The sequence below is a fragment of the [Lactobacillus] timonensis genome, assembly GCF_900240275.1.
GTDB lineage: Bacteria > Bacillota > Bacilli > Lactobacillales > Lactobacillaceae > Limosilactobacillus > Limosilactobacillus timonensis.
The window spans coordinates 914,305-930,494 of the sequence record NZ_LT964761.1; the positions used below are offsets into that span (position 1 = coordinate 914,305).

Annotated in this window: 15 protein-coding genes; 10 read left to right on the forward strand and 5 right to left on the reverse strand. The window is 47.4% G+C overall.

Features of this window, described 5'->3' with window-relative positions; genetic code table 11:
* Nucleotides 1–3 precede the first annotated feature (3 nt).
* The 4 genes from uraA to C1710_RS08340 all read left to right on the forward strand — a co-directional run bounded on the left by uraA (nucleotide 4) and on the right by C1710_RS08340 (nucleotide 2,114).
* Nucleotides 4–1,278: a uracil permease gene (gene uraA, locus C1710_RS04355; RefSeq protein ID WP_102280444.1), complete on the forward strand. Its 1,275-nt coding sequence runs from the start codon at nucleotides 4–6 to the stop codon at nucleotides 1,276–1,278.
* Nucleotides 1,279–1,410: 132 nt separating this feature from the next.
* Entirely contained in the window at nucleotides 1,411–1,533 is a 123-nt protein-coding gene (locus tag C1710_RS08440) for a hypothetical protein (protein WP_268874813.1), read from the forward strand.
* Entirely contained in the window at nucleotides 1,534–1,950 is a 417-nt protein-coding gene (locus C1710_RS08335; protein ID WP_235857967.1) for a hypothetical protein, read from the forward strand.
* 14 nt (nucleotides 1,951–1,964) lie between these two features.
* Nucleotides 1,965–2,114, forward strand: a complete 150-nt coding sequence (locus C1710_RS08340) for a hypothetical protein (protein WP_235858003.1) — start codon at nucleotides 1,965–1,967, stop codon at nucleotides 2,112–2,114.
* Nucleotides 2,115–2,223: 109 nt separating this feature from the next.
* Here the strand turns inward: C1710_RS08340 and C1710_RS04365 are convergent, their stop codons facing one another.
* From C1710_RS04365 to C1710_RS04385, 5 genes are all read right to left on the reverse strand, one after another.
* A complete protein-coding gene (locus C1710_RS04365) occupies nucleotides 2,224–4,407 on the reverse strand; it encodes a mucin-binding protein (RefSeq protein WP_102280446.1) in 2,184 nt (727 codons plus the stop codon).
* A gap of 339 nt (nucleotides 4,408–4,746) precedes the next feature.
* Nucleotides 4,747–6,084, reverse strand: a complete 1,338-nt coding sequence (locus C1710_RS04370; RefSeq protein WP_102280448.1) for a C1 family peptidase — start codon at nucleotides 6,082–6,084, stop codon at nucleotides 4,747–4,749.
* Nucleotides 6,085–6,140: 56 nt separating this feature from the next.
* A complete protein-coding gene (locus tag C1710_RS04375; protein ID WP_102280450.1) occupies nucleotides 6,141–6,755 on the reverse strand; it encodes a sugar O-acetyltransferase in 615 nt (204 codons plus the stop codon).
* A 51-nt stretch (nucleotides 6,756–6,806) separates the two neighbouring features.
* A complete protein-coding gene (rpiA, locus tag C1710_RS04380) occupies nucleotides 6,807–7,496 on the reverse strand; it encodes a ribose-5-phosphate isomerase RpiA (protein ID WP_102280452.1) in 690 nt (229 codons plus the stop codon).
* A gap of 17 nt (nucleotides 7,497–7,513) precedes the next feature.
* Entirely contained in the window at nucleotides 7,514–7,819 is a 306-nt protein-coding gene (locus C1710_RS04385) for a GNAT family N-acetyltransferase (RefSeq protein ID WP_408065706.1), read from the reverse strand.
* Between the two features lie 126 nt (nucleotides 7,820–7,945).
* Here C1710_RS04385 and C1710_RS04390 point away from each other — a divergent pair, with 126 nt between their 5' ends.
* The 6 genes from C1710_RS04390 (at nucleotide 7,946) to C1710_RS04415 (ending at nucleotide 16,137) form a co-directional block, all read left to right on the forward strand.
* Nucleotides 7,946–8,485: a dCTP deaminase/dUTPase family protein gene (locus tag C1710_RS04390; protein ID WP_102280457.1), complete on the forward strand. Its 540-nt coding sequence runs from the start codon at nucleotides 7,946–7,948 to the stop codon at nucleotides 8,483–8,485.
* A gap of 9 nt (nucleotides 8,486–8,494) precedes the next feature.
* Nucleotides 8,495–9,874 carry a DNA repair protein RadA gene (gene radA, locus C1710_RS04395; RefSeq protein ID WP_102280459.1) on the forward strand — a complete coding sequence of 460 codons (1,380 nt, stop codon included), beginning with the start codon at nucleotides 8,495–8,497 and terminating at the stop codon, nucleotides 9,872–9,874.
* Between the two features lie 37 nt (nucleotides 9,875–9,911).
* Complete coding sequence (locus C1710_RS04400) at nucleotides 9,912–11,081, forward strand: PIN/TRAM domain-containing protein (RefSeq protein ID WP_102280461.1); 1,170 nt, start codon at nucleotides 9,912–9,914, stop codon at nucleotides 11,079–11,081.
* 82 nt (nucleotides 11,082–11,163) lie between these two features.
* Nucleotides 11,164–12,651, forward strand: a complete 1,488-nt coding sequence (gltX, locus tag C1710_RS04405; RefSeq protein WP_102280463.1) for a glutamate--tRNA ligase — start codon at nucleotides 11,164–11,166, stop codon at nucleotides 12,649–12,651.
* Between the two features lie 608 nt (nucleotides 12,652–13,259).
* Entirely contained in the window at nucleotides 13,260–14,621 is a 1,362-nt protein-coding gene (locus C1710_RS04410; RefSeq protein WP_102280466.1) for a threonine/serine exporter family protein, read from the forward strand.
* An 82-nt stretch (nucleotides 14,622–14,703) separates the two neighbouring features.
* A complete protein-coding gene (locus C1710_RS04415; protein ID WP_235858004.1) occupies nucleotides 14,704–16,137 on the forward strand; it encodes an MFS transporter in 1,434 nt (477 codons plus the stop codon).
* Nucleotides 16,138–16,190: the final 53 nt, after the last annotated feature.

The following is a 16,190-nucleotide window of genomic DNA, read 5'->3' on the forward strand; positions in this document are numbered from 1 at the left end:
AATATGACACACCGTCGTGATGTTGTACTTGATGTTGATGAGCGACCAAATACGGGCCAGTGGTTTGGTCTGTCGCTCCAACACATGTTTTCCATGTTTGGGTCGACAGTCCTCGTTCCGATCTTAGTAGGGTTAAACCCCGGGATCGCCCTCTTTAGTTCGGGTGTTGGAACGTTGATGTACCTCTTAATTACCCGTCATAAGATCCCAGCATACATGGGATCCAGTTTCTCGTTCGTTGTTCCAATGATGGCCCTGATGAAGAGTACTGGTTACCCGGGAATTGCCCAGGGGACAATTGCGGTGGGGTGCGTGTACTTGATCGTCTCGCTGATTGTCAGCCAGATTGGCTCAGCGTGGATTGATAAGGTCTTACCGCCAATCATTGTGGGGCCGATTGTTATTGTTATCGGGTTGTCACTAGCTAGCACCGCTGCCAAAGACGCCACTATTAATGCGGCAACGGGACACTATGACCTCCGTTTCTTTGCGGTCGCCATGCTGACGATGGTGATTACGATTATCTTTAACATGTACTGCAAGGGTTTCTTGGGTTTGATTCCGATCCTTATGGGGATTGTGGCCGGCTATATCGTGGCTTGCCTTTTCGGGATTGTGGACTTCACCCCGGTAATGCACGCCCACTGGTTTAGTTTGCCACACTTTCAGGTACCGTTTGTGAACTATCATCCGCACCTTTACTGGGGCGCGATTCTTAGCATGGCACCGATTGCCTTTGTGACGATGACTGAACACCTTGGTCACATCATGGTGCTTAACGAGTTAACGGAACGAGACTTCTTTAAGGATCCGGGACTGAACCGGACACTGGCCGGTGACGGGACGGCCTCCATTATCGCCGGGTTTGTCGGTGGGCCGCCAGTGACCAGCTATGGAGAAAACATTGGGGTATTAGCCATCACAAAGGTGCACTCCGTTTATGTAGTTGGTGGGGCAGCCATCTTTGCGGTCTTCTTCAGTTTTGTGGGGAAGCTGAGTGCCTTAATCGAAACGATTCCTTCCCCGGTTATCGGTGGGATTTCTTTCCTCCTCTTCGGGGTGATTGCTTCAAGCGGGTTACGGGTGCTAATTGAACACAAGATTGATTTCAACGTCAAGCGTAACCTGATGATTTCGTCAGTAATTCTGGTTATCGGGATCGGGAACGCCTACCTGCAATTAGGTAAGTACCAATTTTCTGGATTGGCGGTGGCGGCCATTCTGGGAGTGATTTTAAACCTGATCCTGCCAGAAAAGGCGCGGAGTGAGGAACACTAGTCGATGATCATTGTTTTCAAGGTATTACCTGCACCGGTGGGTAATGCCTTTTTGTTATTGTTATCCATCAACAATGAGTATTTTCAAGTCGGATGAGAAACGCCTAGAATAATGATAAAAGGGGTGTTGATGATGGAACGTGCCAAGGTCATTATTCATATGTATGTATCGATTGATGGAACCATTGACGGACCTTATGATGGGCTGGAAACAACGAAAGTATCGGGCGATTTTTATGATCGGCAAATTTTTTAGATGAGTGACGCTAATGCCAATGGAGCAACCACAGTCGCCATGTATGCGGCAACTGGGCATCCGGACCTGAGCCAGTACGATAGCAGTGATCTGGACTATCAGGATTGGGTGCCAGATGGGTTGAAGTCAGATACTTGGGATGTCAGTTTTGACCGTCATGGTCGTTGTGGGTGGACACGAAATTACTTTGATTATGGCGGACACAAGAGCCACGCAATTGAAGTGGTAACACGCCAAGCACCACTTGCTTACCTGGCTTTTCTGCAGTCGATGAAAATTCCGTATATAGTCTGTGGTGACCAGGACATTGATTTAGAGCAGGCGTTAGTCAAGCTCAAACGTTACTTTGGGATTGCAACCCTGGCTGTCTGTGGGGGGGCGGGATCATCAACGGGGCCTTCCTCAAGGCGGGGCTAGTTGACCAGATTTCCCTGGTAATGGCACCGTACGTCAGTGGTGACCCAAAAAAGAAACGGGCATTCAATACCTTTGGCCAGTTTGTTGACCAGCAGTTTAGCATTCAAAACGTTGAGAAACTGTCAGATGGTGGTGTCCACTTGTTGTTTCAGCGAGTAGATTAAGATAGCGAAAATACCCTCCGGGGAGAGATGAACTAGTTGTTTCATTCATTTTCCCAGAGGGTATTTTTTATGAGTTCCTGCATACAGGAACTAGTTTTATACTCTTATCTTAGTCTTTTTCTCGTTTGTGCTGACTGCCGAGCAGTCCCATCATCCCAAGTAGTGCACTGAAACCGAGGGCCAATGCTGCTTGAGAGTCATGGTTACCAGTCTGTGGCAACTGTTGTGCTTGCGTAATTTTAGCAACGTTTTTATGTTGGTCATTCACCTGTGGAATCATTGTCGAGGTTTGTTTAGTTGCTGACACCGTGGACGTTTGCGATTGAGGATGGTTGCCTGGTTGCAGATTTTGTTGTGGTTTCGGCTGTGGTGTTGGAGCTGATGTTGGCGTGTAAGTAACTGTAAGGTAAAGATTATGGTTGGCTTCCTGAGCCGGAATCCAATCCTTATCAGGATGATAACCATTGATGTTTGGCGATTTAATCGCTGCAAAATAACCATTGCCATAATCGATTGGAGCACCAGCAATTGTTTCTTCACCTGTTTGTTTGGTCGTGACAACTTTATCAGGTTTCAGTGTATTACCGTGGTTATCGACGTACTTAATAGTTTCGGTAATGTCTTGTTGTTTTACTTTAGAGTTAACTTTAACTATTAGGGGTAATACTTCGCCATCATATGCCGCCGCAGCGATGGTATAGCCGGACTGGTTGGTGTTTGGTTCAATTACCCAGTACAAACTATTATCAAAGTCTTCCTTGGTCGTACCAGTTGCTTGGGCGCGGCTTAGCATATCATTGTAGTTAGCTAAGTAAGCTTGAGGGGAAGCTGGAGCCTGGTCACCGACGGTTAGCTCGACTCGTTTAAATACTGGTTCGCCCTCGTTTTCTTCCGGTAAAGAGAGGACATAACTATTTTCACTCGTAAACTTTAAAATCTGTGGTTGCTGGCCAGGAATGTCGACTTCTATTTCTGGTAATTTATCCGGTGAGTTGGTGATCTCAGTGTTGACATAGGAACCGTCTTGCTTGGTAAAATCGTATTCTGGCTTTACCAGCCACTTTGCCGTTGTCCCCGCTGGCAGTAGAGGGAAGTTAGCCACGAATGTTTGGGCAGAAGGAACACCATCTTCAAAGTCAAAGGAACGGGTCATTTCTGGGATAGAAAACTCAGGACCAAGGAGTTGTGCTGTTGTGGAGTCCCCTTTGACAAAGAAATTGAAGGTTTGGTCATGGTCAGTAAAGTAATTCAAGTTAGCACTGCCATTATTATTCGGGTTAGTACTATCTAGTTGGTAACCTAGCAACTGGAGCGCGTTTTGAATTTGATAGCTTTCTGGGTGTTGACGGGTTGGATCACCCTGGTCGTATGCGGAAGTGTTTTTATCTCCGAGCATTGAAAAACTGTAAACGATTTGGTTAGTTGTTTCGTCAATGTAGTTGATTCGGTTACGAACCTGATTGACACCCTTCTTTTGTCCCGCACGAACAGTTATTTCGACAGGTACGATGAGAACATTTGGCTCCTGACCATCAGGATTAGGGTAAGTAATCTTGACTTGCCCCTTGACTGGTGTAACGGATGCTTGGCTGACATCTGGTTTATCTACCCATTCAACTTTCGTGCTGGGATCAGACAATTCCGAGATGGCTGTTTGGTAAACCGAAGCCGGCAGGATAGAGTTAATTGTTAATTCGGGAACTTCACCAACAGTTGTCTGTATCGGCAGGGCTTTGATTTCGACACTGACTAATGGGAAAACAATATTCCATTCTTTGGTATCAGTGGTCAGTATACCGGAGACATTATGATAAGTTCCCGGAGCTGAAGGAATGTTGCTGTTATCTGACCAGTAAAACCATGCATTGTTAGGGTCATTGATACCAAGATCGCGCAGCTCGTTCGGTTGGAAAACTTTATCGACGGATGGCGTCGTCAGATTATCTTGGCCTATCGTGAGGGTAACTGGTTGGGCATGGTAAACAGTATCTTGATGGTCAGCTGATTCCCGATTATCAGCTGTGGAGGACTCATTTTCTGGATTAACGGCTGGTGTGAGCTCAGGGTCTTGAGTTGATGCTGGTGTTGCCTGCTCATGCTGCTGAACATTCGCCGTTTGGTCGGCTGGTTCAGTGTTAGCTGCAGCGTGAACGTCTGTTGTGGCAATGCCGCAAGTTAACCCCAAACCAATGAGGACCGAAGCAACTCCGATGTTTAATTTACGGAGAGCAAAGTGTTGATGGAAATTAGTTTTACTAAATTCTCTTAATAACCGATTATTTTTAGAAACCATTATTGTCTTTCCTTCCTTATAATAATACCATAATCATTATGATAGAATACATGTTATCAAAGGTTAATATATGGGTGACGATTTAATTACGTCATGTCGCCGTTTTTAGCTATTATGACGAGCAATTTCCATCAGGCTGAACCTCATAATATGTATGAATAGCTAGTTTGACTTATAGACTTGTATATGTATCAGCGGAATATTATCTAACGATAAATAAGTACTAAATTGTAAACAAAAGCAAACGGCTTAACTTAGGCAGATAAACTGTGCAAGCCGTTTGCTTTTTAATCAAGCTATTAATATTAATTAGAGAGTGTCAGACCATAGTTGGATTAACTAAGCCAGTGTTCCCATCGGGTCCCATGGCTTGAGGACGATTGGTTGCTGGGCAGCCTGCTTTTGCAGCTGGTCACTGAGGTAGTGACGGTTGATGACTACCTGGTAGACATACTTGTCCATCCAGGCGTCACTCATTACAAAGTAACCCTTGGTCCCAACCTTTGGTCCCCAGGAGTTTTCCACCTTCCACTTGGTTGGCTGACCGTCAACGAGGTCAACTCCGGTGAGGACCATTGCGTGGTCCATCATTGATTCACCGTAGTCGAGGGCGTCGGCCTTTGACATTGATAGGTCAGTGTCAAAGAGCTGTTCATAGTTGTAAGTGTTGAGGGCCATAATCCCGTGCTTGGTTTCAGAATACTTAATAACGTCGGAACCGAACCAAACGCTTTCGCCAGCTTGCAGCTGCTTAATCGCTAACTGTTTAACGTCAGCCATGTTCAGGTTGAGGTGCTTAACCTGGCGACCGCCGACAACATTACCCAGCATGTCGATTGTGTAGGTCTTACCGTATTGCTTATCGTCCGTCGGGGCCTGGATGATTGAAATATAGTCATCGAGGTTCCAGCCGACGTACTTCTTGAAGAATTCCTGTGGGGTGAGGTTGGCGTCGCGGTGGAATTCCTTATCTTTCTTGGTCCGGTATTCCCAATCAAAGGTAGTGACCGGTTCACCAAAGGCGTAGCACAACATCCGGTAAACATTGTTTAACATTTTTTGCCGGGTACTGTTTAATTCATCATCGCTGGCACCATTATTAACCAGCTTTCGCAGTTCGACGGCATCATGACGTAACTGGCTGTTTAAGACACTGTTGATGCCATCTGAAGAATTAGAGTTAAATGACTCTGGCATTGCCGATTGTGGCATAACCCCGTACTTAGCAACCAGTGCGCAGAGCATATCCCACTGGCCACCGTCTTGTTGCGGGGTGGCCATTAGCCAGGCAACTTTACGGTCGTCATGGTCCAGGTTAGCTGTCTTGATGACGTTTTCGTAGAACCAGTTAGCCTTTTCAAACTTATCCCAGAAGAACATGTAGGACTGGGATAACTCAAAGTTGTCCGGCAAGTTGAATTTTTCGTGCATCTGGTGACGCATGGTGTTTAATGCTGCAAACATCCAGCAACGGCCAGAACGCTTCTGATCGGTAACATTCCCGGTATCCAGGTCGATTGAGAAGTGCGGGTCGTTGTCGGCAATGGAATGCCAGTTAAAGCTAGCCGCGCGAACACCATTTTTGGTGACTGCACTTTCTAAAACGGCACTGTCTTGCCGAGATTGGTAATCTTTGATAAATTGTTTCAAATTAGCAGGTGTAATTTCAAAAGACAAAAGAATTCCTCCTTAATTGGTAATAACCACATTATAAGCTAACGGTTAAGAACTGACTAGTAAGGCCAATCATCCCGGCGGTCTGCTTCACTCAGCTGACGGAGAACCCGTGCAGGAACGCCAACCACCACAGAGTTAGCGGGAATATCGTGGGTAACGACCGATCCGGCACCAATGACGGCGTTATTGCCAATGATGACACCGGGGAGAACAGTAACGTTGGCGCCACACCAGACGTTGTCGCCGATGGTGATTGGCGCACCTAGCTCTGCCGCTTTAACGGAACCGTCACTAGCAACGTGCGGGTTACGCTGGTCGGCCAATAACGGATGGGTAGCAGTAACCAGGGTCACGTTAGGGCCGAACATACAGTGGCTGCCAATAAGGACCGGGCAGGTGTCAAGGACAGTCAGGTTAAAGTTAGCGTAGGTGTCGTCACCAATAGTAGTGAATCGACCGTAGTCAAAGAAGATTGGACCAACAAAAGTCACGTTTTTGCCATGATGAGGGACGAGTTGGTCGATGATTTGCTGGCGAGTCTGAGTGTTTGTTTCGGCTGTTTGATTGTATTGACGGTTTAATTGATGTGCTGATTGCTGCCAAGCTTCCAATTCCGGGTCATTAGGACAATATGGCTTACCCGCGAGCATATTTTTGGTGTTTTGATTCATAAAAGCCTCCAAAAAAACCGGCGCCCCATGACACCGGTTGAGTAATTAACTTTAACGGGCGTGCTTAACAACGGGGCCATTGTTAGTCCCAATGATCACATCATTAACCCGGTTAAGGAAGAGACCGACTTCGACCACGCCCACAATGTGAATTAGTTTTTCGTAGAGCTTAGCCGGGTCATTAATTTGACCGAGGTGAAGGTCGATGATGTAGTTCTTCTGGTCGGTAAGGTACTGTTCGTCCCCATCCATCCGCCAGCTTGGCTTAAAGCCAAACTTCTCCATCTTCGCAAAGACGTGAGAGCTGCCGAACGGAATCACTTCAACTGGTAGTGGGAAGGCTCCCAGTTGGTGGACCATCTTGGACTGGTCTACGATCCACATGCACTTGTCAGAAGCATCAGCAACAATCTTTTCCCAGAGCAGGGCGCCGCCGCCGCCCTTGATCCCCTGAAAGTCGTCGCTGATTTCATCAGCACCATCGATCACCAGGTCGATGTGGTCAACTTCGTCAAGGTCCTTGATAGTAATGCCAAGTGATTCAGCTTGCTTAGTGGTGCGTGTTGAAGTAGTAACCCCGACGATGTTCAAGTGCTCTTCATTGACACGTTTGCCGAGGGCGTCAACCATGTAGCGAACGGTACTACCGGTGCCGAGGCCGACGATCATCCCGTCTTGGACGTACTTGACAGCCTCTTGACCCACAAGGGCCTTCAGTTTGTTTTGTTCAGTTTGATCCATAATCTCTCTCCTAACTATTACTGCCACCGGTCGCTTACAGGCAAGACCTCCTGGTAAGCGGGGTGCCGACTAAACTCCTGCTTGGCAAAGGGACACATGAGCTTGACTGTTAAATGATGATGCTTAGCATATTCAACAAACTTTGCTACTAACTGACTGCCGATGCCCTGTCCCTGGTATATGGGAGCAACAAAGGTTCGCTCTAACACCACTCGTTGGTCGCTTAACGCGGGAAAAGATAGTTCGCCCACCCAGGAACCATTGTTAGTCACAGTCAGCCGGTTATTTTCAGTAACAAATTTCACAAACTCACCGCCCTTGATAAATCGCTTTACATGTCGATTTTCTGATGGTTAAGGGGAAAAGTCAAGAGACAAAAAAGTGTCATTAAGTCGGATTTCACGTATAATTGTAATAGTATGTTTTGAAAGAACTAACGAGGTGAAAAAATGTTACGCGGTTTTGAAATTGTGTCGGCAAAACAAAATCAGGTAATCAAGCTCCCTCAGCGGCAGACCAAGAGTGCAGCGGGCTACGACTTGGCAGCGAGTGAAGACTTTGTTTTGCCATCGATTTGGCGGGGCAACTTTTTAAAAACACTCTGGGCTTTACATCGTCAGCCTGACCAAGTCACTGAGGAGGACTTACTGGCTGGTGACCACCTGCTGAAGCCATTTTTGGTGCCAACAGGGATTAAGTGTTACATGCAGCCCAACGAGTTTGTCTTATTAGCCAACCGGTCTAGCGCCCCCCTGAAGCGCCGATTGATCTTACCTAACGGGGTAGGGATTGTTGACGCCGATTATTATAACAACCCATCTAATGAGGGTGAACTCTTTGTCCAGTTGATTAACTACGGTTTGCGCGATTACACGATTAAAAAGGGTGAACGCATCGGTCAGGCAATCTTTTTGCCGTACCTGACCGCTGATAACGAAGAAGCACCGCGGGCCGACCGTACCGGTGGCTTCGGTTCAACGAAGAAGTAGGAGAGTCTGATGGCTAAAGTACGTACGCAGTATGTTTGCCAGAACTGTGGTTATAATTCACCGCGTTACCTGGGCCGCTGCCCTAATTGCGGTCAGTGGAATACGCTGGTGGAAGAAGTTGTTCAGACGGCTTCAGCGAAGAAGGCAACGGCTCACGCGGCCACTTTGACGGGAATCGTTACCAAACCGCAGCGACTGAACGAAATTGATGCCAAAAAGACGCCACGGGTCAAGACTAAGCTCAACGAACTAAACCGTGTCCTCGGTGGTGGCATCGTGCCAGGATCACTGGTCTTAATTGGTGGTGACCCCGGCATTGGGAAGTCCACATTACTCCTGCAGGTGTCAGGCCAACTGAGTGCCGAGGGGCACAGCGTTCTATATGTGTCCGGTGAAGAAAGCGCCAGTCAGGTGAAGATGCGGTCCGAACGACTCCATGTTTCTGGTGACAGTTTCTTCATCTATCCTGAGACAAATATGGACTCCATCCGGGCAACTATTGATTCCATGAAACCGCAGTACGTCGTCATTGACTCAGTCCAGACGATGCAGTCAACGAACGTCACTTCAGCAATCGGTTCAGTGTCGCAAATCCGGGAAGTAACTGCCCAGTTAATGCAGATTGCGAAAGGGATGAACATCACGGTCTTCGTTGTTGGTCACGTTACCAAGGGCGGGGCGATTGCGGGTCCGAAGATTTTGGAGCACATGGTGGACACGGTCCTTTACTTTGAAGGAGACCTTCACCATACTTACCGGATCTTGCGGGCAGTCAAAAACCGTTTTGGTTCGACTAATGAACTGGGGATTTTTGAAATGCGCCAGGATGGTCTCCGGGAAGTGCGTAACCCGTCAGAGATTTTCCTGGAAGAAAGATTAAAAGACGCTACTGGTTCCGCGGTGGTGGTTTCACTAGAGGGCACTCGACCGATCCTCGTAGAAATCCAGGCCTTGGTCACGCCGACTGTTTTTGGTAACGCCCAGCGAACGGCTACCGGGTTAAATCGCAACCGGGTTTCGCTGATTATGGCGGTCCTTGAAAAACGGGCTAACCTGATGCTGCAAAACCAGGACGCTTACCTGAAGGCGGCTGGTGGTGTTAAGCTCGACGAACCAGCGATCGACTTAGCACTAGCCGTGGCAATTGCTTCTAGTTATCGCGACCATGGCACACGGCCAACGGATGCCTTTGTGGGTGAAGTCGGGTTGACCGGCGAAATCAGACGGGTTAACCGGATTGAACAGCGGGTCGCTGAGGCGGCCAAGTTGGGATTTCGGCGGATCTTTATTCCGAAGAATAACTTAAAGGGGTGGCAGCCGCAGAGCCCAATCGAGGTCATTGGGGTGTCAACGATTGGTGAGGCCTTACGGTTGGCGCTGCCCGAATAAGAATATTGATAATCATTTTTGAAGGGAGGTGAACACGATGCGAAAAAGACTAATTCGGCTGCTCTTTTTGCTAGTGGGAGCAGCGATGGGCTTTTACTACCTGCCACTGTTCTGGCTAGCGATTCATTTCAAGATGCCACAGGTATTCTTGGTATTTGTTGACGTCATCATCGGTGCACTTATTTTTTGGTTATTATCTTTTGCGATGACAGACTGGATTGTCAGGTTGATCAAGCGGGTTGAAAAACAACTGTCGTCGAAAAGCCCGGTCTATATCATTATTGGCTCGCTGGCAATGATTATTGGCTTGGTCCTGGCAATTTTGATTTCGATTCCGCTGTGGCGGACTAATATTCCAGTGGTGGACAACATTTTACCAATCCTACTGATGATTGCATTTTCCTATTTTGGTTTTCAGTTGGGAACAACCAGGATTGATGACTGGAAGACCTTCTTCGGCAAGGCTGAAATTGAAAAGCCATCAACCGGCAAGGTGATGTCCAAGCAGGATGAAAACTACCACCACTACAAGATCCTTGACACTAATATCCTAATTGATGGTCGAATTTATGACCTGGTTAAAACTGGCTTTCTCGAGGGGACGCTGTTAGTACCCAATTTTGTTCTTTACGAACTGCAGTACATTGCTGATGCCGGCGAAAGTATTAAGCGGGTGCGCGGTCGCCGCGGACTAGACATCTTGAATAAGCTGCGAACAGAAAAAATTGTGCCAATTGAGATGTCCAACGAGGATTTCCCAGACATTAAGGAAGTCGATAGCAAGCTGATCGCGTTGGCCAAGAAGGTTGACGGGGTTATCGTTACTAACGATTACAACCTTAATAAGGTTATCCAGTTCCAAAACGTGCAGGTTCTTAACATTAACAGCCTGGCGAAGTCACTACGTCCGCGGGTTATTCCTGGCGAACGGATGGAGGTCAAGGTCGTTAAGAAGGGGACCGAACGTCAGCAAGGTGTGGCTTATCTGGATGACGGCACGATGGTGGTCATTGAAGATGGTCGCTTCTTTATGAATAAGGAAGTGATGGTCGAAGTCACCAGTGCCCTGCAAACTGACGCGGGACGGATGATTTTTGCTCGTTTGCTCCACTCTGCCAAGGGGTTAGGCGAAAAGCATGGTGAAAAGAATCAGTCAGACCATCAACAAATGAAAAAACAAGACAAACGAAACCAGCAGAAGAAATAAAAAGTTTCGTTAACGGTTGCGTCTGGAAAATAGTACAATATAATGGTTTAGGAAACTCGACAAATGAAAGAGGCTGAATAGATTGTCAAAGAACGAAATTCGTGTTCGTTATGCTCCAAGTCCAACGGGGCACCTGCACATTGGTAACGCCCGGACGGCACTGTTTAACTACCTGTTTGCCCGTCATTACAAGGGTAAATTTATTATCCGGATTGAGGATACCGATACCAAGCGGAACATCGCTGATGGTGAACGCTCACAGCTGGATAACCTGAAGTGGATGGGACTGGACTGGGATGAAGGTCCAGACGTTGGCGGCGACTACGGTCCGTACCGTCAATCCGAACGGAAAGACATTTACCAAAAGTACATCGACGAGCTCCTGGAAAAGGGCCTGGCCTTCAAGTCATACGTCACTGAAGAACAGTTGCAGGCTACCCGTGAAGCACAGCGGGCAGCCCACCAGGCACCACACTACGTTTACGAATATGCTGGGATGACTGATGAGGAAATCAAGCAGTCACAGGCAGACGCCGAAGCAAAGGGTCTGAAGCCCGTTGTTCGGTTCCGCGTTCCTGAAGGCAAGACGTACGAATGGGATGACATTGTTAAGGGCCACCTCTCATTTGAATCGAAGACGGTCGGTGGCGACTTTGTTATCCAGAAGCGTGACGGGATGCCAACTTATAACTTCGCTGTGGTCATTGACGACCACCTGATGAAGATTAGTCACGTTTTCCGTGGGGATGACCACGTTTCCAACACGCCAAAGCAGCTGATGATCTACGAAGCACTCGGCTGGGAAGCACCAAAGTTTGGTCACATGGCATTGATTATCAACAGCGAAACTGGGAAGAAGCTCAGTAAACGTGATGAATCAATTCTGCAATTTATCGAACAGTACCGGGACCTTGGCTACCTGCCAGAAGCAATGGTTAACTTTATCGTCTTACTGGGCTGGTCACCAGTTGGTGAAGACGAAATCTTCTCGCTGAAGCAATTCATTAAGATGTACGATGAAAAGCGGCTCAGCAAGTCACCAGCCGCCTTTGACCGCAAGAAGTTAATTTGGATTAACAACCAGTACATGAAGGCCGTCTCTGCTGACCGTGTCTTTGACGTTGCAATGCCGCAGCTGATCGAAGCCGGCTTAATGGAGAAACACGCTAATGCCCAGAAGATGGAATGGATGCGTCGTTGCGTTGAACTATTCAAGCGTGAAATCAGTTACGCTCACGAAATCATTGACTATGTCAAGCCATTTGTGAATGGTCCAGACGAAATTAGTGATGACGCCAAGAAGGAAATGCAAGATGACGATGCACTGACGGTTCTGCAGGAATTCCGCAAGCGGATCGCTGCCTTAGACTTCATGGATGCCACTAATGTTTTAGCCATCATTAAGGGCATTCAAAAGGATACGGGAATCCGCGGCCGCAAATTATGGATGCCAATCCGAATTGCTGTGACTCACGAAATGGAAGGCCCAGAATTGCCAGAAAGTATCGAATTATTTGGTCAAGAGACAACTTTGAAGCACCTTGACCAAATGATTGCTGAAATCAAGTAATTAGGGCATCAACTTATTAATTAGTTTAATTCAGTAATGGGAGCGTGACAAACCGTGAAACAGAAATCAGAATGATTTCGTTTTTGAACGGTGCTAACGCGGAAGTCATTTATGCCTTCGTCGTCACGACACGCAGCTAGGCTATCCGCCGTCCCAGCGAGCAACAACAGGCCTCTAGCGTTCGGTTTTACCAGAACGTTAGAGGCCATTGTTGTACCGCCGGTTAACTTTTAGTGTGAATAAGAGGGATTATGTCACAACCCCTCATTTTTTGCTAGAGCAGGCAATCACCACCAAATAATTGTACAAAAAAACGACCGCTTTGGGGTAGCGGTCGTTTTCATTACGGTAATCTTGGGGGAGATTTCGTAATTGCTATTTTTCGGTTACTATTGGGAGGAGTAATGAAAAATAATCGGTTTGAAGTTGTAGTAGGTTCTTCCTTACTACACTTATTATGTTATCACCAGAATGTGAAGAAAATGTGACAAATATCAGAGATAGTTTATGAGTGAATTACGACGGAAAATGGAAGGGCGGTGGACAACCACGGTAAAACTGCGTATAGTAGTTAGCGATTGTTTAAAAAGAGGAGAGAAAGAAGAACGATGACTATCAAGTCAACTGATTCACAAATCGACCAGCAAATCAAACAATTTGAGCATCACCATATGCAAATTCCCTGGCACGATATTATGACTAGTGATAACTATACCCCGGCGGCTAAGTCCACCCTGGTTGACCGGTCACTTATTGTTGGGCGGATCGGTTTGATGCTGCTGAGTTGTGGAACAGGAGCCTGGCGGGTTCGCGATTCAATGAACATTGCGGCGCGTCAATTGAAAATGACTTGTTCAGCCGAAATTGGCCTTACCAGTATTGAGTATACCTGTATGGATGAACACCAGTCTTATTCACAATCGCTGTCACTGGCCAGTATGGGGGTTAATACCAGTAAACTGGCAAAGCTGGAAAGATTTATGAAGATGTTTGAAGAACGTGGTGGTGAAATGACGATCGGCGAGATCCACAACACCCTCAGCAAAATTGCCAAGACGAAGGGCTATTACACGCCACTGAAAGTTGGTTTAGCTGCTGGTTTGGCTTGTGCAGCCTTCATTTTCCTGCTGGGTGGTGGACCGGTTGAGATGTTTTGTTGTTTCTTTGGTGCAACAGTCGGTAACTTTGTTCGTCGTAAGTTGATTGATCATCACATTACACTGCTGGCCTGCATCGCGGTGGCAGTGATCTTTGCTTGTGTTACCTACTTTTTTGTTCTTAATGCACTGGAAGTCACTTGGCATGTTGGGGCACGACATGAGGCCGGTTATATCGGGGCAATGCTGTTTATTATTCCGGGATTCCCGTTCATTACTAGTGGACTGGACATGTCTAAGCTTGACATGGCTTCAGGATTAGAACGACTGACTTATGCTCTGATGATTATCATTGTGGCGACGATGTCTGGTTGGCTGGTAGCTATGTGTTTGCACCTGCATCCCCAAAACTTCTTGCCCCTTGGGTTGACACCAATGGCGTTAGCTCTTTTAAGAATGGCGATGAGCTTTTGCGGAGTGTTTGGTTTCTCTATCATGTTTAACAGTACAGTTCGTTTAGCCGCCTTGGCGGGTTGTATTGGGGCGGTAGCAAATACCCTGCGGTTGGAATTAGTTGACCTGTTACAGATGCCTGGTGGTGCGGCAGCATTCCTGGGGGCTCTAACTGCAGGTCTTTTGGCCTCAGTGGTCCGCCACCAGGTCGGGTACCCACGGATTGCAATTACTGTGCCGTCGATTGTGATCATGGTTCCTGGTTTGTATATGTATCGTTCAATGTACAATATGGGGCTAACGTCGGTTAGTGTTGGTGCTTTTTGGCTAGTGCAAGCGGCACTAATCGTAATTGCTTTGCCACTAGGCTTGACAACCGCGCGGATCTTGACGGACCCGAAGTGGCGACACAATGGCTGATTTTCAGAAAGAGGGATGATTTGTGGAACACAAGACTGAGGAGGGACAACCACACTTAAAGCTGGTAACGGTCGCCCTGTTGATGTCCAATATTATGGCGGGATTAGACGGAACGATCGTTAACACTGCCATGCCGGCAATCACCAGCGACCTTCATGCTTTGTCGTATATTGGCTGGATTGTTGCTGTTTTCCTGTTAGGAATGTCGGTCTCCACCCCGCTGTGGAGTAAGTTTGGTGAACACGTCGGCAATAAGGTAGCCTTTTTGGCTGCAACAATGCTGTTTATCGGCGGGTCAATTTTTCAGGGATCAGCACAAAACATCCAGTTCTTTATCCTTTCCCGGGCAATAATGGGGATTGGTGCTGGTGGGATGAACACGATCCCAATGATTGCCTATGGCTTCTTATATGATGACCTGCACCAACGAGCTCAGGTAGTCGGCCTCTCCAGTGCGTTTTTTAACACTGCCTCCATTATCGGTCCACTCCTTGGCGGCTGGATTGTCGACACCTGGAACTGGCGGTGGATTTTCTACATTAACGTGCCGATTGCCCTGGTATCGATTACGATTGTTGGTCTTTACTTTAAACCGACCCACCACGGAGCAGCCGGAAAGGACATTGACTACCGTGGAGCAACCTTAATGGTGTTAGGACTTACTTCCATTTTGGCAGGTATTGAAATGCTTGGGACGAGTGCTGGTTGGTTAGTTGCGGCAATGCTAGTATTAGGAGTTGCGTTGATGGTCTTAATGGCTCATACGGAGCGCCATGTCCAGGATCCAATTATCCCCGGTCGTTTGTTTACCAACAAGCAGCTGGTTGTAGATTTTTCCTTATTTGTGGTAATGTGGGGAGCCTTCATCGCGTTCATTACTTATATCCCAATGTGGGCGCAAGGTCTGCTGGGGATGAGTGCCCTTATTGGTGGTGTGACACAAATTCCGGGGGCGTTGACTAACTTTGCCGGCGCGGAAGTCGCTGCGACGGCTCAGGAACGCCATCCAAAGTACTGGTTAGTCACTGGCGGTGTGTTAACGTTAATGATCGCTTTTGGTATCGTCTTAATCGGTGGGCAGCACACACCATTCTGGTTGTTATTGCTTGCTGGGGCTTTTGAGGGTTTTGGCGTTGGTTTCAACTTCAACATTTTGCAGGTGAGTGTCCAAACAGACGTGTCAGTTGATGACTTGCCAGTGGCAACGTCCGTGGCTTACTTGTTACGGATCCTCAGTCAGACGATGATGTCTGCACTCTACGGGGTAGTCCTCAACGTTACTCTGGAGAGTGAACTGGCTAAGCATCACGGTATTACGATGAAAATGATGAACCAGTTAACCAATGCGGCAACGGCGAAAAACCTGTCAGTTGGTCTTATCCCGACGATGCGAAACATCCTTTTTCATGGCTACCGTAACACCATGATTGTGGCTTTTGTCCTCGGAGCAGGATGTCTCCTAATTGCGGTAACGGTTGCTATTAAACAGTCACGTTTACCAAAAACGACTGAGTAAAATTATTATAGATGGGTTTGCTTGCGGGCAAGCCCGTTTTTTATCAGCAAAAT